This is a genomic window from Kitasatospora humi, from assembly GCF_020907985.1.
Taxonomy (GTDB): domain Bacteria; phylum Actinomycetota; class Actinomycetes; order Streptomycetales; family Streptomycetaceae; genus Kitasatospora; species Kitasatospora humi.
Genome location: NZ_JAJJPA010000003.1, coordinates 131,205 through 150,181 on the forward strand (window position 1 = coordinate 131,205; position 18,977 = coordinate 150,181).

At 70.8% G+C, this 18,977-nt stretch carries 18 protein-coding genes and 1 pseudogene; 9 read left to right on the forward strand and 10 right to left on the reverse strand.

What is annotated here, in order from left to right; genetic code table 11:
* Positions 1-91: 91 nt before the first annotated feature.
* The 4 genes from LN042_RS04680 to LN042_RS04695 all read left to right on the forward strand — a co-directional run bounded on the left by LN042_RS04680 (position 92) and on the right by LN042_RS04695 (position 2,921).
* A complete protein-coding gene (locus LN042_RS04680; RefSeq protein ID WP_230048680.1) occupies positions 92-1,312 on the forward strand; it encodes a phosphoglycerate kinase in 1,221 nt (406 codons plus the stop codon).
* 3 nt (positions 1,313-1,315) lie between these two features.
* The gene (gene tpiA, locus LN042_RS04685) at positions 1,316-2,101 is read left to right on the forward strand and encodes a triose-phosphate isomerase (RefSeq protein WP_230048682.1); all 786 of its coding nucleotides are present in this window, start codon (positions 1,316-1,318) and stop codon (positions 2,099-2,101) included.
* Between the two features lie 105 nt (positions 2,102-2,206).
* Entirely contained in the window at positions 2,207-2,443 is a 237-nt protein-coding gene (secG, locus tag LN042_RS04690; RefSeq protein ID WP_230049005.1) for a preprotein translocase subunit SecG, read from the forward strand.
* A 142-nt stretch (positions 2,444-2,585) separates the two neighbouring features.
* Positions 2,586-2,921: an RNA polymerase-binding protein RbpA gene (locus LN042_RS04695; protein ID WP_308191761.1), complete on the forward strand. Its 336-nt coding sequence runs from the start codon at positions 2,586-2,588 to the stop codon at positions 2,919-2,921.
* A gap of 136 nt (positions 2,922-3,057) precedes the next feature.
* On the opposite strand, the gene pgl is transcribed toward LN042_RS04695, so the two are convergent.
* The 5 genes from pgl to tkt form a co-directional block, all read right to left on the reverse strand.
* Positions 3,058-3,843, reverse strand: coding sequence for a 6-phosphogluconolactonase (gene pgl, locus LN042_RS04700; protein WP_230048684.1), 786 nt, complete (start codon positions 3,841-3,843; stop codon positions 3,058-3,060).
* Positions 3,840-4,913: a glucose-6-phosphate dehydrogenase assembly protein OpcA gene (gene opcA, locus LN042_RS04705; RefSeq protein WP_230048686.1), complete on the reverse strand. Its 1,074-nt coding sequence runs from the start codon at positions 4,911-4,913 to the stop codon at positions 3,840-3,842. The genes pgl and opcA overlap by 4 nt, the downstream gene beginning before the upstream one ends.
* Positions 4,910-6,424, reverse strand: a complete 1,515-nt coding sequence (zwf, locus tag LN042_RS04710; RefSeq protein ID WP_230049008.1) for a glucose-6-phosphate dehydrogenase — start codon at positions 6,422-6,424, stop codon at positions 4,910-4,912. Before zwf ends, opcA begins: the two co-directional genes overlap by 4 nt.
* A 110-nt stretch (positions 6,425-6,534) precedes the next feature.
* The gene (tal, locus tag LN042_RS04715) at positions 6,535-7,680 is read right to left on the reverse strand and encodes a transaldolase (protein WP_230048688.1); all 1,146 of its coding nucleotides are present in this window, start codon (positions 7,678-7,680) and stop codon (positions 6,535-6,537) included.
* A 43-nt stretch (positions 7,681-7,723) separates the two neighbouring features.
* Complete coding sequence (tkt, locus tag LN042_RS04720) at positions 7,724-9,823, reverse strand: transketolase (protein WP_230048690.1); 2,100 nt, start codon at positions 9,821-9,823, stop codon at positions 7,724-7,726.
* Between the two features lie 432 nt (positions 9,824-10,255).
* Here tkt and LN042_RS04725 point away from each other — a divergent pair, with 432 nt between their 5' ends.
* Complete coding sequence (locus LN042_RS04725) at positions 10,256-11,203, forward strand: heme o synthase (protein ID WP_230048692.1); 948 nt, start codon at positions 10,256-10,258, stop codon at positions 11,201-11,203.
* Between the two features lie 10 nt (positions 11,204-11,213).
* Here LN042_RS04725 and LN042_RS04730 read toward each other — a convergent pair whose 3' ends face one another.
* Positions 11,214-11,846, reverse strand: a complete 633-nt coding sequence (locus LN042_RS04730; protein WP_230048694.1) for a DUF2461 domain-containing protein — start codon at positions 11,844-11,846, stop codon at positions 11,214-11,216.
* Positions 11,847-11,937: 91 nt separating this feature from the next.
* Here LN042_RS04730 and LN042_RS04735 point away from each other — a divergent pair, with 91 nt between their 5' ends.
* Positions 11,938-12,273, forward strand: a complete 336-nt coding sequence (locus LN042_RS04735; protein ID WP_230048696.1) for a hypothetical protein — start codon at positions 11,938-11,940, stop codon at positions 12,271-12,273.
* Positions 12,274-12,362: 89 nt separating this feature from the next.
* Here the strand turns inward: LN042_RS04735 and LN042_RS04740 are convergent, their stop codons facing one another.
* Both LN042_RS04740 and LN042_RS04745 read right to left on the reverse strand, forming a co-directional pair.
* Positions 12,363-13,337: a COX15/CtaA family protein gene (locus LN042_RS04740; protein ID WP_230048698.1), complete on the reverse strand. Its 975-nt coding sequence runs from the start codon at positions 13,335-13,337 to the stop codon at positions 12,363-12,365.
* A 51-nt stretch (positions 13,338-13,388) separates the two neighbouring features.
* Positions 13,389-14,231, reverse strand: a complete 843-nt coding sequence (locus LN042_RS04745; protein WP_230049010.1) for a glycosyltransferase family 2 protein — start codon at positions 14,229-14,231, stop codon at positions 13,389-13,391.
* Between the two features lie 442 nt (positions 14,232-14,673).
* On the opposite strand from LN042_RS04745, the gene LN042_RS04750 reads away from it, so the two are divergent.
* On the forward strand, positions 14,674-15,075 hold the full coding sequence (locus LN042_RS04750; RefSeq protein WP_230048699.1) for a hypothetical protein: 402 nt from the start codon (positions 14,674-14,676) through the stop codon (positions 15,073-15,075).
* On the opposite strand, the pseudogene LN042_RS04755 reads toward LN042_RS04750, so the two are convergent.
* Positions 15,047-15,580, reverse strand: a pseudogene (locus LN042_RS04755) (ABC transporter permease); the annotation flags it as partial. The gene LN042_RS04750 and the pseudogene LN042_RS04755 sit on opposite strands and share 29 nt — an antisense overlap.
* Entirely contained in the window at positions 15,577-16,506 is a 930-nt protein-coding gene (locus LN042_RS04760) for an ABC transporter ATP-binding protein (protein ID WP_230048700.1), read from the reverse strand. The pseudogene LN042_RS04755 and the gene LN042_RS04760, both read right to left, overlap by 4 nt.
* 180 nt (positions 16,507-16,686) lie before the next feature.
* Between LN042_RS04760 and LN042_RS04765 the strand changes: the two genes are divergently transcribed.
* Positions 16,687-17,520, forward strand: a complete 834-nt coding sequence (locus tag LN042_RS04765) for a helix-turn-helix transcriptional regulator (protein ID WP_230048701.1) — start codon at positions 16,687-16,689, stop codon at positions 17,518-17,520.
* The gene (sufB, locus tag LN042_RS04770; protein ID WP_230048702.1) at positions 17,517-18,932 is read left to right on the forward strand and encodes a Fe-S cluster assembly protein SufB; all 1,416 of its coding nucleotides are present in this window, start codon (positions 17,517-17,519) and stop codon (positions 18,930-18,932) included. Before LN042_RS04765 ends, sufB begins: the two co-directional genes overlap by 4 nt.
* Positions 18,933-18,977: the final 45 nt, after the last annotated feature.

The window sequence follows — 18,977 nt, forward strand, 5'->3', positions numbered from 1 at the left end:
CACCCTCACCGCTGTTCCGCCCGCTCCGGCGGTGCGGCTCGGTGCTGCGCCGCCTGTGCAGCGCCACCCCTTTCCCAGGAGATCGAAGACCGTGAAGACCATCGACGACCTCGACGTGTCCGGCAAGCGGGTGTTCGTCCGCGCCGACCTGAACGTGCCGCTGAACGGCACCACGATCACCGACGACGGCCGGATCCGCGCCGTCGCGCCGACCATCGCCGCGCTGCTGGAGCGCGGCGCCAAGGTGGTCGTCGCCTCCCACCTCGGCCGCCCCAAGGGCGCGCCGGACCCGCAGTTCTCGCTGGCGCCGGTGGCCGTGCGCCTGGGCGAGCTCCTCGGCCGGCCGGTCGCCTTCGCGACCGACACCGTGGGTGACAGCGCGAAGGCCACCGTCGCCGCTCTCGGCGACGGCGAGGTCACGCTGCTGGAGAACCTGCGCTTCAACGCCGGCGAGACCAGCAAGGACGACGCCGAGCGCGGTGCCTTCGCCGACCGGCTGGCCGAGCTGGCCGACCTCTACGTGGGTGACGGCTTCGGCGCGGTGCACCGCAAGCACGCCTCGGTCTACGACCTGCCGGCCCGGCTGCCGCACGCGGCCGGCCTGCTGATCGAGAAGGAGCTGGGCGTCCTCAAGCGGCTGACCGAGGACGTGCGGCGCCCCTACGCCGTGGTGCTCGGCGGCTCCAAGGTCTCCGACAAGGTCGGGGTGATCGACAACCTGCTGGGCAAGGCCGACCGGATCCTGATCGGCGGCGGCATGATGTTCACCTTCCTCAAGGCCCTGGGCCACGAGGTGGGCGGCTCGCTGCTGCAGGAGGACCAGATCCCGGTGGTGCTGGAGTACCTGGAGCGGGCGAAGGCCAACGGCGTGGAGTTCATCATTCCGGTGGACACCGCGGTCGCCGGCTCCTTCCCGGACGTCAAGACCGGCACCCCGGTCGAGGACTTCGAGGTCGTCGACGTCGACGCGATCCCGGCGGGCAAGCTCGGCCTGGACATCGGCCCCAAGACCGCCGCGCTCTTCGCCGAGAAGCTGGCCGACGCCAAGACGGTCTTCTGGAACGGCCCGATGGGCGTCTTCGAGCACCCGCAGTTCGCCGACGGCACCCGCGCGGTGGCCCAGGCCCTGCTCACCGCGTCGACCCCTCCCGGCGACGCCTTCACCGTGGTCGGCGGCGGCGACTCGGCCGCGGCGGTGCGCACCCTCGGCTTCGACGAAAACAAGTTCGGACACATCTCGACCGGCGGTGGCGCGAGCCTGGAGTACCTGGAGGGCAAGACGCTCCCGGGTATCGCCGCCCTGGAGGCCTGACCCATGACTGACCGTCTCCCGCTGATGGCGGGCAACTGGAAGATGAACCTCAACCACCTCGAGGCCATCCAGCACACCCAGAAGTTGGCCTTCGCCCTGTCCGACAAGGACTTCAAGGCGGTCGAGGTCGCGGTGCTGACCCCGTTCACCGATCTGCGCTCGGTGCAGACCCTGGTGGACGGCGACAAGCTGAAGATCAAGTACGGCTCGCAGGACATCTCGGCGCACGACGGCGGTGCCTACACCGGCGAGGTCTCCGGTCCGATGCTGGCCAAGCTGAAGTGCAGCTACGCGGTGATCGGCCACTCGGAGCGGCGCCAGTACCACGGCGAGACCGACGAGCTGGTCAACGCCAAGGTGAGGGCCGCCTACCGCAACGGGATCACCCCGATCCTGTGCGTCGGCGAGCCGCTGGAGGTCCGCAGGGCCGGCACCCACACCGAGTACACGCTGGCGCAGCTGGACGGCGCGCTGGCCGAGGTGCCCGCCGCGCAGGCCGAGAGCATCGTGGTGGCCTACGAGCCGGTCTGGGCGATCGGCACCGGCGAGGTGGCCACCCCCGAGGACGCACAGGAGGTCTGCGCCGCGATCCGGGCCCGGCTGGCCGAGCTGTACGACGCCGAGCTGGCCGAAAAGGTGCGGGTGCTCTACGGCGGCTCGATGAAGGCCGGCAACGTGGCCGGGCTGATGGCCAAGCCCGACATCGACGGCGGTCTGATCGGCGGCGCCTCGCTGGACACGGACGAGTTCGTCAAGATCGTGCGTTACCGGGAGCAGGCGGTAGGCTAACGCCCCCGCAGCAACGTAGTCTTTGGGCCGGACCTCCTTTCCCGGGGGGTCCGGCCCTGGTTGGTCTCAGCCGAATGAGCCTTGAACGAGAGAGTTGGTCCCGCCGTGGTTCTCGGGTTCTCGATTGCCCTGATCGTCTTCAGCGTGCTGCTGGTCGTCCTGGTGCTGCTGCACAAGGGGAAGGGCGGCGGCCTGTCCGACATGTTCGGCGGCGGCGCGCTCTCGACGGGTGGCGGTTCGGCGGTGGCCGAGCGGAACCTCGACCGCATCACGATCATCATCGGCCTTGCCTGGTTCGCCTGCATCGTCGTACTGGGTCTGCTGATCAAGGTCAAGGGCTGATCCGGACTCAGTTCCGAAGCCGGTGCGGACAGATCCTTATCCGCTCCGTACACTGGGACAACTTGCCACCGTCCGCAGCGGGCGGTCGGTCGGCAGTGCCTGGGCGCCTCCAGGCAGTCAAGGGCATGCAGGGAGTCAGATCGTGGCAAGTGGCAACGCCATTCGAGGCAGCAGGGTCGGGGCCGGCCCGATGGGTGAGGCGGAGCGCGGCGAGTCCGCTCCCCGCAACCGGATCTCCTTCTGGTGCGCCAACAAGCACGAGACGCGCCCCAGCTTCGCCGCCGACGCCGTCATCCCGGACACCTGGGACTGCCCGCGCTGCGGGTTCCCGGCCGGGCAGGACGAGCACAACCCGCCGGCGCCCTCGCGCAACGAGCCGTACAAGACGCACCTGGCCTACGTCCGGGAGCGCCGCACGGACGCGGACGGCGAGGCGATCCTGGCGGAGGCGCTGGCCAAGCTGCGTGGCGAGATCTGAGCGGTAGTCACACACGGCTGAGGGGCGGTGCGCTGGTGCGCACCGCCCCTCAGTCATTTCGCTGCCCCCGCCCACGGGCTGGCTGCACCTCCCGGCCGCCGTCAGCCCCCACGACCGGGGACTGACGGCGGCCGGCTCAGGCCGAGGCCGGAGGGTAGAGCGCCGGCGGCAGCTTGCCGGCCGCCGCCCGGTCCAGCAACCAGAGGGTGCGGACCGTGCCGTACGCGCCGGAGGCCGGGGCCTGCAGCTCACCCGGGCTGGTCAGGGCCAGCGCCACCGCGTCCGCCTTGTCCTCGCCGGCCGCCAGCAGCCAGACCTCGCGGGCCGCCCGGATGGCGGGCAGGGTGAGCGAGATCCGGGTGGGCGGCGGCTTGGGCGCCCCGCGCACCCCGACCACGGTGCGCGCGGTCTCCCGCACGCCGGGGTGCTCGGGGAAGAGCGAGGCGACATGGGTGTCCGGGCCGACGCCGAGCAGCAGCACGTCGAAGGCCGGCACCCCGATGTGGTCCTCGGGGCCGGCAGCGGCCGCCAGCTCCTCGGCGTACCGCTCCGCGGCGGCCTCCACATCGGCGCCCGCCACCCCGTCCGAGGCGGGCATGATGTGCACCCGCGCCGGGTCCAGCGGGACCTTGGACAGCAGCTCGTCGTTGGCCTGGACGGCGTTGCGCTCCGGATCGGCGGCGGGCACGAAGCGCTCGTCGCCCCACCACAGGTCCAGCCGCGACCAGTCCACCGCGTCCCGGGCGGGGGACTCGGCGATCGCGGCCAGCAGCGCGTTGCCGTTGCGCCCGCCGGTGAGCACCACCGAGGCCGTGCCCCGGGCGGCCTGCGCGTCGACGATCTTGGTGATCAGTCGCGCGGCGGCCGCCCGGGCCATCAGCTCCTTGTCGCGGTGCACCACCAGCTGCGGCACGCCGGTCACGCGCCCGCCTTCTTCTTGGCTGCGGTCTTCTTGGCCGCCGGCTTCGTCGCCGCCTCGGTGTCCTCCTCGGCCACCTCGCCGGCCGCCTGGGCGACCGCCTCGGCGACCGGCGCGGTCGCGGCCTTGGACTCCACCGCCGCCTCCTCGTCGGTGAGCTTCTCCACGCTGGTCCGCACGGCCGCCGCGTAGATGGCGTCCTCGTCCAGCCGGCGCAGCTCCTCGGCGATCAGCTCGGCGGTGTCGCGCCGCTTCAGTGCCACTATCCGGTCGGGCGCGCCCGCGATGGACAGGGTGCCCATCAGGCCGTCCGGCCGGTCCAGCACGATGTCGCCGTCCTTGGTGCGCAGCCGCACCGCGGTGATGCCCGGACCGTCGGTGACGATCCGCTGCACCGGGACGTGCAGCCGGTCGTGCAGCCAGAGGCCGAGCAGCTCGACGCTGGGGTTGTAGGACTCGCCCTCGACCACCGCACCGGTGATCCGGACCGGCTTCTGGTCCAGGGCCGCGGCCAGCATCGAGCGCCAGCCGGTGATCCTGGTCCAGGCGAGGTCGGTGTCGCCCGGGGTGTAGCTGTCCGCGCGCACGGCCAGCTGGCCGACCGGCGACTCGGCGGTGACCGCGTCGGTGATCCGGCGCTGGGCGAGCGCACCCAGCGGGTCCTGGGCCGGGTTCAGCGGCGCGTTCTCCGGCCACCAGACCACCACCGGGGCGTCCGGCAGGAGCAGCGGCAGCACCACCGACTGCGCGTGCGAGGTCAGCTCGCCGTGCAGCCGCAGCACCACCGTCTCGCCCGAGCCGGCGGCCGAACCCACCAGGATCTCGGCGTCCAGCCGGGCCCCGGCGCGGGCCCGCGGCGAACGGCCGGCCCGCTTGATGACGGCGAGGATCCGCGAGGGGTGCTCACGGGAGGCGTCGTTGGCGGACTTGAGGGCGTCGTAGGCGCTGCCCTCGTCCACCACGATGACCATGGTGAGCACCATGCCGGCCGCGGTGGAGCCGCTGGCCCGGCGGGCGTCCATCAGGGCGCTGTTGATCTTGCTGGACGTGGTGTCCGTCAGGTCGATCCTCATGGCCGGCGCCAGCTCCTGCCGTCTCGTGCGAGCATTTCGTCCGCCTCGACCGGCCCCCAGGTGCCGGCCGGGTACTGTGCGGGCTTGCCGTGCTCTTCCCAGTACTTCTCGATCGGGTCGAGGATCTGCCAGGACAGCTCGACCTCCTGGTGACGCGGGAAGAGGTTGGCGTCACCGAGCAGCACATCGAGGATGAGCCGCTCGTAGGCCTCCGGGCTGGACTCCGTGAAGGACTCGCCGTAGGCGAAGTCCATGGTCACGTCCCGGACCTCCATCGAGGTGCCCGGCACCTTGGAGCCGAACCGCACCGTGACGCCCTCGTCCGGCTGCACCCGGATCACCAGGGCGTTCTGCCCCAGCTCCTCGGTGGCGTAGGAGTCGAACGGCAGGTACGGGGCGCGCTGGAAGACCACCGCGATCTCGGTGACCCGGCGGCCCAGCCGCTTGCCGGTGCGCAGGTAGAACGGCACCCCGGCCCAGCGGCGGTTGTTGATCTCCAGCTTGATCGCCGCGTAGGTGTCGGTCTTGGACTCCGGGTTGATGCCGTCCTCGTCCAGGTAGCCGACCACCTCCTCGCCGCCCTGCCAACCGGACGCGTACTGGCCGCGCACGGTGTGCTTGCCGAGGTCCTTGGGCAGCTGCACGGCGCTGAGCACCTTGAGCTTCTCCGCCACCAGGGCCTTGGGGTGGAACGAGGCCGGCTCCTCGATGGCGGTCAGCGCCATCAGCTGGAGCAGGTGGTTCTGGATGACGTCACGGGCCGAGCCGATGCCGTCGTAGTAGCCGGCCCGGCCGCCGATGCCGATGTCCTCGGCCATGGTGATCTGCACGTGGTCGACGTACGACCGGTTCCAGATCGGCTCGAACATCGAGTTGGCGAACCGCAGCGCCAGGATGTTCTGGACCGTCTCCTTGCCCAGGTAGTGGTCGATCCGGAAGACCTCGTCACGCGGGAAGACCTCGTGGACGATCCGGTTCAACTCCTGGGCGGTCTCCAGGTTGTGGCCGAACGGCTTCTCGATCACCGCGCGGCGCCAGGAGCCGGCCGGCGGGTCGGCCAGCCCGTGCTTCTTCAACTGCTGGACCACGTTGGGGAAGAAGCGCGGCGGGACCGACAGGTAGAACGCGAAGTTGCCGCCGGTGCCCTGCGCCTTGTCGAGGTCCTCGATGGTCTGGCGCAGGTTGTCGAAGGCGTCGTCGTCGTCGAAGTCGCCCTGGATGAACCGCATTCCCTTGGCGAGCTGCTGCCAGACCTCCTCGCGGAACGGGGTGCGGGCGTGGTCCTTGACCGCGTCGTGCACCTCCCGCGCGAAGTCCTCGTCCTCCCACTCCCGGCGGGCGAAGCCCACCAGCGAGAAGCCCGGCGGCAGCAGGCCGCGGTTGGCCAGGTCGTAGATCGCCGGCATCAGCTTCTTCCGGGACAGGTCCCCGGTGACACCGAAGATGACCAGACCGGACGGTCCGGCGATCCGCGGCAGCCGGCGGTCGGCCGGATCCCGCAGCGGGTTCACCGGTCGCGCAACGTTGTCGCCCTGCGTCACCTCGGCCCCCTCAAGGTCAGGAAATTCCTGTGCATTGCTCACTGGTGGGCTCCGCCCTCAGCTTTCGGTGCGAGTAGGTGTCACTTGCCGTCGGCGAAGTCGGCCAGCGAGGCCGTCACGGTGTCGAGCAGCTCCTGCCAGGAGGCCTCGAACTTCTGGACGCCCTCGTCCTCCAGGACCTGCACCACGTCGTCGTACTCCACGCCGACCTCGGCCAGCGCGTCCAGCACGGCCTTGGCGCCGGCGTAGTCGCCGGTGATGGTGTCACCGGTGACCTGGCCGTGGTCGCCGGTGGCGTCCAGGGTGGCCTCGGGCATGGTGTTGACGGTGCCGGGGGCGACCAGCTCGGTGACGTACAGGGTGTCCGGCAGCGACGGGTCCTTGACACCGGTGGAGGCCCAGAGCGGGCGCTGCGGCTTGGCGCCGGCCGCCTCCAGGGCCTTCCAGCGCTCCGAGGCCGGCTTCTTGCCGTCCACCGAGCCGAAGACCTCCTCGTACGCCTGGTACGCGAGCCGGGCGTTGGCCAGCGCGGCCTTGGAACGCAGCGCCTTGGCCTCGTCGGTGCCGATCGCGTCCAGCCGCTTGTCGATCTCGGTGTCGACGCGGGAGACGAAGAACGAGGCCACCGACTCGATCGAGGAGAGGTCGATGCCCTTGGCCTTGGCCTGCTCCAGGCCGGTCAGGAAGGCGTCGATCACGGCCTTGTAGCGGTCCAGCGAGAAGATCAGGGTGACGTTGACGCTGATGCCCCGGCCGATCACCTCGCTGATCGCGGGCAGGCCGCCCATGGTCGCCGGGATCTTGATGAACACGTTGGGACGGTCCACCAGCCACCACAGCTGCTTGGCCTCGGCCACCGTGGGGGCGGTCTCGTGGGCCAGCCGCGGGTCGACCTCGATGGAGACCCGGCCGTCGCGGCCGTTGCTGGCGTCGTAGACCGGGCGCAGCACGTCGGCGGCGTCCCGCACGTCCGAGGTGGTGATCATGCGGATCGCCTCCTCGGTGGTGACCTTGCGGACGGCCAGGTCGCGCAGCTGGCTGTCGTAGGAGGTGTCGCCGCTGCCGGCGATCGCCTTCTGGAAGATGGTCGGGTTGGTGGTCACGCCCACCACGTGCTTGCTCTGCACCAGCTCGGCCAGGTTGCCGGTGTTGAGGCGGGTCCGGCTCAGGTCGTCCAGCCAGATCGACACGCCTTCGTCGCTGAGGCGCTTCAGTGCGTCAGTCATGATGTTCAGTCCCTCTTCGTATCGTGCAGCCGGGGCGGCCGGATCAGCGGTTGACGGCTTCCAGCGAGCGCAGCGACTTGTGCGCCGCGTGCGCCACCGCCTCGGCGGTGATGCCGAACTCCTGGTACAGCACCTTGTAGTCGGCGGAGGCGCCGAAGTGCTCCAGGCTGATGATCTGGCCGGCGTCACCGACCAGCTCGCGCCAACCCTGGGCGATGCCGGCCTCGACCGACACCCGGGCCTTGACGCTCGGCGGCAGCACCTGGTCGCGGTAGGCCTGGTCCTGCTCGTTGAACCACTCGACGCACGGCATCGATACCACGCGGGTCGGAATGCCCTCGGCCTCCAGGGTCTCGCGGGCCTTGACCGCGAGCTGCACCTCGGAGCCGGTGCCGATCAGGATCACCTGCGGCACGCCGGTCGAGGCCTCGGCCAGCACGTAGCCACCCTTGGCGGTGCCGTCGGCGGAGCCGAAGACCTCGCGGTCCCAGGTCGGCACGCCCTGGCGGGTCAGCGCCAGGCCGACCGGGCCGGGGTGCACGGTCTGGCGCTCCAGGACGGTGCGCCAGGCGACGGCCGTCTCGTTGGCGTCGGCCGGGCGGACCACCGACAGGCCCGGGATGGCGCGCAGCGCGGCCAGGTGCTCCACCGGCTGGTGGGTCGGGCCGTCCTCGCCGAGGCCGATCGAGTCGTGCGTCCAGACGTAGGTGACCGGCAGCTTCATCAGCGCGGCCAGTCGGACCGCCGGGCGCATGTAGTCGGAGAACACCAGGAAGGTGCCGCCGTAGACCCGGGTCTTGCCGTGCAGCGCGATGCCGTTCATGGTCGAGCCCATGGCGTGCTCGCGGATGCCGAAGTGGATGGTCCGGCCGTACGGGCCGGCGCCCTTGAGCGGGTTGCCGTCGGGCAGGAACGAGCTGCCCTCGTCGATGGTGGTGAGGTTGGACTCGGCGAGGTCGGCCGAGCCGCCCCACAGCTCCGGGATCAGCGCGCCCAGCGCCTTGAGGGTGTCGCCGCTGGCCTTGCGGGTGGCGACGTCCTTGCCGGCCGGGAACTGCGGCAGCTCCTTCTTCCAGCCGTTGGGCAGCTCGCCGGCCTGGATCCGGTCGAACTCGGCGGCGCGGGACGGGTTGGCGTCGCGCCACGCCAGGTAGCCCTGCTCCCACTCGGCACGGGCGGCCTTGCCGCGCTGGATCACCTGGCGGGCGTGGCTGAGCACCTCGTCGCTGACCTCGAAGGTGCGCTCCGGGTCGAAGCCCAGCACCTTCTTGGTGGCGGCGATCTCCTCGGCGCCGAGCGCCGAGCCGTGCGCCTTGGCGGTGTCCTGCGCGTTCGGCGCCGGCCAGGCGATGATGGTGCGCATCCCGATGATCGACGGGCGCGAGGTCTCGGCCTTGGCGGCGGTCAGCGCGGCGGCCAGCGCCTGCACGTCGACGTCGCCGTTGGCCTTCGGGGCGATCCGCTGAACGTGCCAGCCGTAGGCCTCGTAGCGGGCCAGCACGTCCTCGGAGAAGGCGGTCTGGGTGTCGCCCTCGATCGAGATGTGGTTGTCGTCGTAGAGCGCGACCAGGTTGCCCAGCTTCTGGTGGCCGGCCAGCGAGGAGGCCTCGGCCGAGATGCCCTCCTCCAGGTCGCCGTCGGAGACGATGGCCCAGATGGTGTGGTCGAACGGCGAGGTGCCGGGCGCCGCGTCCGGGTCGAACAGGCCGCGCTCGTAGCGGGCCGCCATCGCCATGCCCACGGCGTTGGCGATGCCCTGGCCGAGCGGGCCGGTGGTGGTCTCGACACCCGCGGTGTGGCCGTGCTCCGGGTGGCCCGGGGTCCGGCTGCCGTGCACCCGGAACGACTTCAGGTCGTCCAGCTCCAGGCCGTAGCCGGAGAGGAAGAGCTGGGTGTACAGGGTCATGCTGGTGTGACCCGGCGACAGCACGAAGCGGTCGCGGCCCACCCAGTTGGGGTCGGTCGGGTCGTGGCGCAGGAAGCGCTGGAAGATCATGTAGGCGGCCGGAGCGAGGGCCATCGCAGTGCCGGGGTGTCCGTTCCCGACCTTCTGCACCGCGTCCATGGCCAGCACGCGGGCCGTGTCCACCGTGCGCTCGTCCAGCGCGGACCAGTCAATTGCGTTCGTCGGCGTCGTGCTCACCCTTCTCAGGGCTCCTTCCGTATTGAGGTGTGACCCCGTGAAGGGACCGGGTCGGCGGCCACGACACTGTGGGCCTGACGCATGTTCGGTGTAGCCGGTCACGGAGGGTTCCCGCTTCAATGGCCGAGCCTACCGTCCGCGCCGGGGCCCGCCTTCCGTCGTGGCGCAACCGGGAGTTTTGAGCTGGGATTCCCGGCCGTACTGTGTGGAGTGCGGTGACGCCCGCCGGTACCACCTTCACCCGGTGCCGCCGGGCCCGCTCCCCGGCGAACTGCGCGGTTCACCCGCCGGAGTGCGCCGGGGCCCCGTCGGGAGACCCCGGAGCGGATCGCCATCTATGCACCGTCTAAGGTGGCGTGGTACGCGCAGCGTGAACGGATTCACGAGCACATTCGACCCGGGGACGTCTGCGAAGATTCATCTTCAGTTGGGGTGTTCGTGACCGCCGTCGAATCCCGCCCCGCCGGGGTCCTCGGGACGATCCCCCCACACCGGCCGCTGGGGGCCCGTGTCGGGGCATTCGTCGCACTGACCAAGCCGCGGATCATCGAGCTGCTGCTGATGAGCACCGTGCCGGTGATGTTCCTGGCGCAACGCGGGGTGCCGAACCTGCTCACGGTGCTCGAGGTCGTGCTCGGCGGTTACCTGTCGGCCGGCGGCGCCAACGCGCTCAACATGTACTACGACCGCGACATCGACGCGGTGATGAGCCGGACCGAGCGGCGCCCGCTGGTCACCGGGATGGTCTCGCCGCGCGAGGCGCTGGTCTTCGGCATCACGCTCGGTGTGGCCGCCACGCTCTGGCTGGGCTTCCTGGTGAACTGGCTGGCCTCGGGGCTGGCGCTGGCCGGGTACCTGTTCTACGTCTTCGTCTACACCATGGGACTGAAGCGGCGGACCGCGCAGAACATCGTCTGGGGCGGGATCGCCGGCTGCATGCCGGTGCTGGTCGGCTGGGCGGCGGTCACCGACTCGCTCTCCTGGGCGCCGCTGGTGCTCTTCCTGGTGATCTTCTTCTGGACCCCGCCGCACTACTGGCCGCTGTCGATGAAGGTCCGCGACGACTACGCCAAGGCCGGGGTGCCGATGCTGCCGGTGACCTCCGGCAACCTGGCGGTGGCCAAGCAGATCGTCGCGTACAGCTGGGTCATGGTGGTGGTCTCGCTGGCGCTCTGGCCGCTGGACCACACCAGCTGGCTCTACCCGAGCGCGGCGGCGCTGCTGGGCGCCTTCTGGCTGAAGGAGGCGCACGGGCTGTACTCGCGCGCCAAGGCCGGGGTGGTGGGCGCCAAGCTCAAGGAGATGCGGCTCTTCCACTGGTCCATCACCTACCTGACACTGCTGATGGTCGCGGTCGCGGTGGACCCGTTCCTGCGCTGACCCCGGTGACCTACGACTGGCTCGGCCCCACCCGGGTGCCGAGCCAGTCGTGCAAGGGGCGGGCGCCGCGCAGGAAGGCGACGACCTCCTTCTTGGCCTCCGCCGTGCCCAGCCACGGCTCCACCGGCCACTTCCGCCAGGCGATCAGGCCCTTGTGCCGCAGCAGCTCGATCCGCGGGTGGTCCTTCGGGTAGCCGCGCGGTGCGCTCTTCAGGGAGTCCCTCCCCACCACCTCGATCCGCTTCTTCGCCAGCGCCGCGATCACCCGTTCCAGCTCCCGGCCGGTGACGTCCTCGGCGACCGCGCGGCGGTAGCGGTCCAGCTGGTCCGCCGCCAGGTGGAACATGCCGAGCCCGGCGGCCAGACCGTTGGCCGAGAGCTGGACGTAGCCACCTCGTTCGAACAGCGCTCCGATGTGCGTCTTGTAGGGCGACTTGTCGGCGCTGAACCGCAGGTCCCGGTTGGGTCGGAAGATCTTGCCCGGTCCGAACTCGTCCGCCAGCTCCGCCAGCAGCGCGGCCATCGGCCCGTGCACCGCCTCCTCGTAGACCGCCTTGTGCGCGGACCAGTAGGTCCTGGAGTTGTCCGCCTCCAGACCCTCGTAGAACTCGAGGGCCTCGGCGGGCCAGCCGTCGAAGGTCATGGGGCCAAGGCTAGGCCGTAGGCTGGGTTGTGGCCCGTGGCACACGCCCCGGGCGTCGCCAGTGCCACTACCCGTGGGTAGCATGCCGGACATGAGCAGCGCAGAGACCCCCGCCCCCGCCGCCGACGCCCGCACCGAGCGTCGCGCGAAGCGCCTCGCCAAGCACCTGACCGCCTTCAGCAAGCAGCACGGAGGCAGCGCCGAGGGTGTGGTGGAGTACGTCGGCCGGTCCGCCACCCGGATCGTGGTGGTCGGCGCGGACGGCTCCTGGGGCGACCAGGTGGCCCCCGACTACGCCGTCGGCCGCCGGGCCGCCGAGCTGGCCGGCATCACCCTGCACGACTCCTTCGAGGGCGAGCTCGGCCTCAAGGTGCGCACCGGCCAGTACGAGTGGAAGCGGATGGCCGGCATCCAGCTCGGCGGTTGATCGTCCGACCGCCGGAACGGCGAGGCCCTGACCCCCCGGGTGCGGAGTGGGGGTCAGGGCCTCTGCCGTGCGTGCTCGCTCTTCTCTGCTCAGGCCGCGGCCGTCTCCATGGCGGCCGCCTGGGCCGGGAGGTCGGTCGGCAGCTCGCCCCGGGTGCGCAGCGCCGGCGGGATCCGCACGGCGGCGATCAGCACCAGCGAGGCGCCCAGCATGTGGAGGCCGACCAGGACCTCCGGCGCGTCGGTGAAGTACTGCACGTACCCGATCACCGCCTGGGCCAGCAGCACCAGGAACAGCTCCCGGGCCCGCGCCCTGGCCGGCGCCGGCGCCTTCACGGCGCCCAGGATGAACACCATCGCCAGCGAGAGCCCGACGGTGAGGAAGACGAAGTCCGCGTGCACCTGGGTCAGCTGGTCGTAGCTGAGCCACGAGATCCGCGGCACGTCGCTGGAGTCGCCCGGGTGGTGCCCGGCGCCGGTCACCAGGGTGCCCGCGGCCACCAGCCCCCAGACCACCGCGACCAGCAGGTAGCTCAGCTTGCGCAGCGGCTCGGCCACCAGCGGCCGCACCGGCCCGTCGCCCTCCTTGCTCCGCTCCCAGCCCAGCACCGCGATCCACAGCAGCGCGAGCGCCGAGAGCATGTGCGCGCCCACCACGTAGGGGTTGAGGCCGACCAGCACCGTGATGCCCCCCAGCACCGCGTTGCTCATCACCACCCAGAACTGCGCCCAGCCCCACCTGGTCAGGCTCTGCCGCCAGGGCCGCGAGCACCGGGCCGCCAGGATGAACCAGCCGACCGCCGCGCACAGCACGTAGGTCAGCATCCGGTTGGTGAACTCGATCTTGCCGTGCAGCCCGTTGGCGGGCGTCGGCGTGATGCTCTCGCCAGTGCACGTGGGCCAGGTGTGGCAGCCGAGCCCGGACCCGGTCAGCCGCACCGCGCCACCGGTCACCACGATCACGACCGCCATCACGACGGCTGACAGCGCGGCCCGGCGGACGATGGCGGGGGAGGGCTGCCAGCGCTCGGCGAGCAGCGAGAAGGGGGTACGCACGCCCTTCATCCTAGGTGGGCTTATAGCGGATCTTTCGGCGGGGGCACAAGGGCGGGGGCGTCAGACGATCGGTGGCCGGCCGGCCCGGGTGAGGCGCCACACCGTCCGCCACGACATCGGCCGGCGCTCGCCGTGGCCGCGTGCCAGTCCTTCGGCCAGGCCCCGGAACCACACTCCGAGGTTCCCCGACGACCGGAACCGCCAGACACTGATCACCACCCAGGCGGCGAGGTAGAGCGGCACGAGTGGCGCCGGCAGCAGCCGGTACGCGACCCAGACACGGTTGCGCGCCACCATCCGGTAGTAGGGCTCGTGGCGGGCCGGATCCGTCGCCGGATGGTGCACCTCGACGTCCGCCGCGTACCAGCCGATCCGGCCCAGGTCCCACAGGTGCCACGAGAGCCACACGCCTTCGTGGAACAGGAAGAAGTGCCCGGGCCAGCCGCCCACGGCCTCGAAGTCCGCCCGCCGGACGAGCACGATCCCTTCCGCCATCACCGTGACGACACCAGGCCTGGCCGCATCCTTCGATCGCAGGCGTGGAACCCATCGGCCAAGTGTGGTGCCGCCGGCCGGATCCACGATCCGTGGCTGGACGTACCCGGCATCAGGGTGCCGATCGAACTCGGCGGCGAGCCTCGCGACCGTGTCACGCTCTGGCAGGACGGCGTCGTTGTCGAAGAACAGGATGAACTCGCCCGAGCCCTCTCCGGAGAGCGCCTCGGCACCGACATTGCGGCCACCGGGGATCCCCACGTTCTCAGGCAGCGACACCGCCCTGACCCCCGAGGGCACGTAGTCGGGCTCGCAGCCGTTGCCGACGATGACGACCCTGAGGTCGACCTCGCACTGGGAGAGCAACGACTCCATGGCCAGCCGCAGTTCGGCAGGACGGTCGTTCATGGTCAACAGCACCGCATCGACCGTTGGCTTACCGGGCACGCCTACTCCGTGACTTGGGCATACGAGAGGTCCAACCGTAGGCCACACTCGGCCGGTCCGTAACCAACCCCGGTGTGGCGGGTGCGGCACCGATGAGGGCGCACTCGTACCAGACCGCCGGTGGGGTCGCTGTGGTGGCCGGGCGGCGGAGTGCGGGGGAGACGGCTGACGCCGCGTCAATGGGTCCTGCGTGCCCCGGTGGTCGGGGTGATCGCCAGGGGGGGCTTACGCCTGTGCGTGATTCCAGGCATGAATAGTCCCGAAGCGCCAGTTCTGTTCCAGTCGTTCTGTTCGGGGGTCGTGCTGCCGGGTTGGGCGGTAGAGTCCCGGGCACCACATGTAGCCGGTCGCTCACGATCATGCAACGTCCGTGCTGCGCAGCCTAGTTGGGGAGGATCACGTTATGGCACGACTGAGGCGGCTGTCGGGCCGCCTGGCTGGGGCCGGGGCGCTCGCCGTGGCCGGCGTTGTCACGTTCGCGGGTGTCGCGTCGGCGCACGGGCACACTGACCACGCCACCTGCAACTCGCTCTCGGTGGACCTGGAGAACTACAACGACAAGGTGGCGAACAGCGTCGTCGTCACCATCGGTGGCAAGGTCGAGCTCGACAACCAGAACTTCGGCAAGGAGCTCAAGCAGGTCTTCGACGTTCCGATCGACCACCCGCAGCCGATCACCTATGAGATCAAGGTGGTGGCGGGCGACGACCCCGACCCGAAGCCCGGCGACAACAACGGTTGGACGTTCACCGACGGGGGCCAGATCCTGCCCTGCCTGCCGCCGCCAGGGTGGCCTCGGCCTTGAGGGTGCCGGCCATCAGCAGGCCGAGTCCGGAGAACGCGGCGGTGCCGAGGATCAGCAGCGCGATCACCGAGAGCGGGTCGCCGTGCGGCGACCAGCCGAGCGCCAGCGCGATCACCGACAGCAGCGCCACCTGCAGCGCCTCGGTGACCAGCACGCAGCCGGTCTTGGCGGTGAGCAGCGCCCAGCGCGGCAGCGGGCTGGCGCCGAGCCGCTTGAGCACGCCGTAGCGCCGCTCGAAGCCGGTGGCGATGGCCTGCCCGGTGAACGCGGTGGACATCACCGCGAGCGCCAGCAGACCCGGGGCCAGGAAGTCGACGCGCTTGCCCGGGCCGGTCACCGAGACCACGTCCACGGCGCTGAACAGCACCAGCAGCACGGTGGGGATCACCACGGTGAGCAGCAGCTGCTCGCCGTTGCGCAGCAGCATCCTGGTCTCGAAGGCGGTCTGCGCCAGCAGCATCCGGCCGACCGGGGCCGCTCCGGGGGCGGGCGAATAGGTGGTCATGAGCGCAGCTCCCGTCCGGTCAGTTCGAGGAAGACCTCTTCGAGGGTGCGCTGCCGCACCGTCATCCGTTCCGCCAGTACCCCGGCACTCGCGCACCAGCCGGTCACCGTGGCGACCAGCTGCGGGTCGACCGGGGAGGCCTGCACCCGGTAGCGGCCGGGGGTCGGCTCGGTGGCCGTGGCGCCGTCGGGCAGCACCTTGACCAGGCCGCCGAGGTCGAGTCCGGCGGGGGCCTCGAAGTGCAGGCTGTCCTCGGCGCCGCCGCGGCACAGCTCGGCCGGGCTGCCCTCGGCGATCACCTTGCCGCGGTCGACGATGGCGACCCGGTCGGCGAGCTCCTCGGCCTCCTCCATGTGGTGGGTGGTGACCACCACGGTGACGCCGTCGCGGCGCAGGTCGCGGACCAGCTCCCAGGTGGCGCGGCGGGCCTGCGGGTCCAAGCCGGCAGTGGGCTCGTCCAGGAAGACCAGCTCGGGGCGGCCGACCACGGCCATCGCCAGCGCCAGGCGCTGCTGCTGGCCGCCGGAGAGCCGGCGGTAGCCGGTGCGGCCGCAGGAGTCCAGGCCGAGCCGCTCGACGAGGGCGTCCACGTCCAGCGGGTGGGCGTGCAGCTTGGCGGTGTGCCGGAGCATCTCGACGGCCCGCGCGCCCGCGTACACGCCGCCGGCCTGCAGCATCACGCCGATCCGGGGGCGCAGCTCGGCGGCCTGCCGGACCGGGTCGAGGCCGAGCACGCGCACGGTGCCGGCGTCCGGTCGGCGGTAGCCCTCGCAGGTCTCGATGGTGGTGGTCTTGCCGGCGCCGTTGGGGCCGAGGACGGCGGTCACGGCGCCGCGGTCGATGCGCAGGTCCAGGCCGTCCACCGCGGTTTTCCCGGCGTACCGCTTGACCAGGCCGGCGATCTCGACGGCGGGGTTCGGATGCATACCCGGCAGTGTAGGAGCCCTTGACACGCGGCCCGCCGGCACGGTCCGCCGCGAACACCGCAGGAAGGCCCAGGTAAGGCTTGCCTGAGTGACGGATCCCACCGCTGGGGCGTCGATCACCGGTTGTTCGGCCGGAGCCAATTACGCAACAATGGTGTTGTGAAAAACGCGCGGGAGCACATGACGCAGCAGGAGGCCGAGTCGGCCCCCAACTGCTCCGTGCCCGCGACCTCGGCGGAAGTCCTGCTGGACGGCCACCGGGCGACCCGGGACCGGGTCGCCCGCTCGATCCTGGACCACGGCCCGTCCTCCGCCGCCGACCTGGCCAGCCGGCTCGGGCTGACCACCGCAGCCGTCCGTCGTCACCTGGACGGCCTAGTCGCGGCCGGTTTGGTCGCCTCCCGCGAACAGCGGGTCTACGGCAGTCGCGGCCGGGGGCGCCCGGCCAAGGTCTTCGCCCTCACCGAGTCCGGCCGGGACGCCTTCTACCAGGCCTACGACCAGCTCGCCGCCGACGCGCTGCGCTGGATCGCCGAGGCCAGCGGTGGCGGCGAGGCGGGCCAGGAGGCGGTCGCCGCGTTCGCCCGCGCCCGGTTCGGGCGGCAGGGTGAGAAGTACCTCAGTGCGCTGGAGCAGGCCACGGCCGATCAGCGGACCGAGGCGCTCGCCGAGGCCCTGAGCGCCGACGGGTACGCTGCCACGGTGCGGCGAGTGCCCAGCGGATCGGCCGGCAAGGCCCCGGCGGGCGCCCAGCTCTGCCAGCACCACTGCCCGGTCGCGCACATTGCCGAGCAGTTCCCCCAGCTCTGCGAGGCGGAGACCGAGGTCTTCTCCCAGCTCCTGGGCACCCACGTGCAACGGCTGGCCACCATCGCCCACGGCGACGGGGTCTGCACCACCTATGTGCCGGCACCCGGTGCCGCACCGTCGCCCCGTCGGGGTTCCGGTGCCGCGCCGAATGCCGGTACGACCACCGAACCACCCGCTACGTCCGCGCGGAGGAACCCCGCATGACTGACACCGTTTCCCACCCGGAGCTCGAGGGTCTGGGCACCTACGAGTACGGCTGGTCGGACTCCGATGAAGCCGGTGCTGTGGCCAAGCGCGGCCTGAGCGAGGAGGTCGTCCGCGACATCTCGGCGAAGAAGTCCGAGTCGGAGTGGATGCTCAACCTGCGCCTCAAGGGCCTGAAGCTCTTCGGCAAGAAGCCGATGCCGACCTGGGGTTCCGACCTCTCGGGCATCGACTTCGACAACATCAAGTACTTCGTGCGCTCGACCGAGAAGCAGGCCGAGTCCTGGGAGGACCTGCCGGCCGACATCAAGGCGACCTACGACAAGCTCGGCATCCCGGAGGCGGAGAAGCAGCGCCTGGTCGCCGGTGTCGCCGCGCAGTACGAGTCCGAGGTGGTCTACCACCAGATCCGCGAGGACCTGGAGCAGCAGGGCGTCATCTTCCTGGACACCGACACCGCGCTGCGCGAGCACCCGGAGCTGTTCCACGAGTACTTCGGCACCGTGATCCCGCCCGGCGACAACAAGTTCGCCGCGCTGAACACGGCCGTCTGGTCCGGCGGTTCGTTCATCTACGTGCCGAAGGGCGTGCACGTCGACATCCCGCTGCAGGCCTACTTCCGGATCAACACCGAGAACATGGGCCAGTTCGAGCGGACCCTGATCATCGTCGACGAGGACGCCTACGTGCACTACGTCGAGGGCTGCACCGCGCCGATCTACTCCTCGGACTCGCTGCACAGCGCCGTGGTCGAGATCATCGTCAAGAAGGGCGGCCGCTGCCGGTACACGACCATCCAGAACTGGTCGAACAACGTCTACAACCTGGTCACCAAGCGCGCCGTGGCCTACGAGGGCGCGACCATGGAGTGGATCGACGGCAACATCGGCTCCAAGGTCACCATGAAGTACCCGGCCGTCTACCTGATGGGCGAGCACGCCAAGGGCGAGACCCTGTCGATCGCGTTCGCCGGTGAGGGCCAGCACCAGGACGCCGGGGCCAAGATGGTGCACCTGGCGCCCAACACCTCGTCCAACATCGTCTCCAAGTCGGTGGCGCGCGGCGGCGGCCGGACCTCCTACCGCGGTCTGATCGAGATCGGCGAGGGCTCCAAGGGCGCCAAGTCCAACGTGCTCTGCGACGCGCTGCTGGTGGACACCGTCTCCCGCTCGGACACCTACCCGTACGTGGACGTCCGCGAGGACGACGTGTCGATGGGCCACGAGGCGACCGTCTCCAAGGTCAGCGAGGACCAGCTCTTCTACCTGATGAGCCGTGGCATGACCGAGTTCGAGGCGATGGCGATGATCGTCCGCGGCTTCGTCGAGCCGATCGCGCGCGAGCTGCCGATGGAGTACGCGCTGGAGCTCAACCGGCTGATCGAGCTGCAGATGGAGGGTTCGGTCGGCTGACGCGCCGTCAGCGACCGTCACCCATCCGAACTTTGAGAAAGTGAG

What these genes read in the sequence shown, in the direction of transcription:
- LN042_RS04745 (WP_230049010.1), bottom strand. Translation starts at nt 14,231, where the DNA reads ATGAACGACCGTCCTGCCGAACTGCGGCTGGCCATGGAGTCGTTGCTC.
- LN042_RS04760 (WP_230048700.1), bottom strand. Translation starts at nt 16,506, where the DNA reads ATGCATCCGAACCCCGCCGTCGAGATCGCCGGCCTGGTCAAGCGGTAC.
- tpiA (WP_230048682.1), top strand. Translation starts at nt 1,316, where the DNA reads ATGACTGACCGTCTCCCGCTGATGGCGGGCAACTGGAAGATGAACCTC.
- sufB (WP_230048702.1), top strand. Translation starts at nt 17,517, where the DNA reads ATGACTGACACCGTTTCCCACCCGGAGCTCGAGGGTCTGGGCACCTAC.
- tal (WP_230048688.1), bottom strand. Translation starts at nt 7,680, where the DNA reads ATGACTGACGCACTGAAGCGCCTCAGCGACGAAGGCGTGTCGATCTGG.
- opcA (WP_230048686.1), bottom strand. Translation starts at nt 4,913, where the DNA reads ATGAGGATCGACCTGACGGACACCACGTCCAGCAAGATCAACAGCGCC.
- LN042_RS04740 (WP_230048698.1), bottom strand. Translation starts at nt 13,337, where the DNA reads ATGAAGGGCGTGCGTACCCCCTTCTCGCTGCTCGCCGAGCGCTGGCAG.
- LN042_RS04735 (WP_230048696.1), top strand. Translation starts at nt 11,938, where the DNA reads ATGAGCAGCGCAGAGACCCCCGCCCCCGCCGCCGACGCCCGCACCGAG.
- LN042_RS04730 (WP_230048694.1), bottom strand. Translation starts at nt 11,846, where the DNA reads ATGACCTTCGACGGCTGGCCCGCCGAGGCCCTCGAGTTCTACGAGGGT.
- LN042_RS04765 (WP_230048701.1), top strand. Translation starts at nt 16,687, where the DNA reads ATGACGCAGCAGGAGGCCGAGTCGGCCCCCAACTGCTCCGTGCCCGCG.
- LN042_RS04750 (WP_230048699.1), top strand. Translation starts at nt 14,674, where the DNA reads ATGGCACGACTGAGGCGGCTGTCGGGCCGCCTGGCTGGGGCCGGGGCG.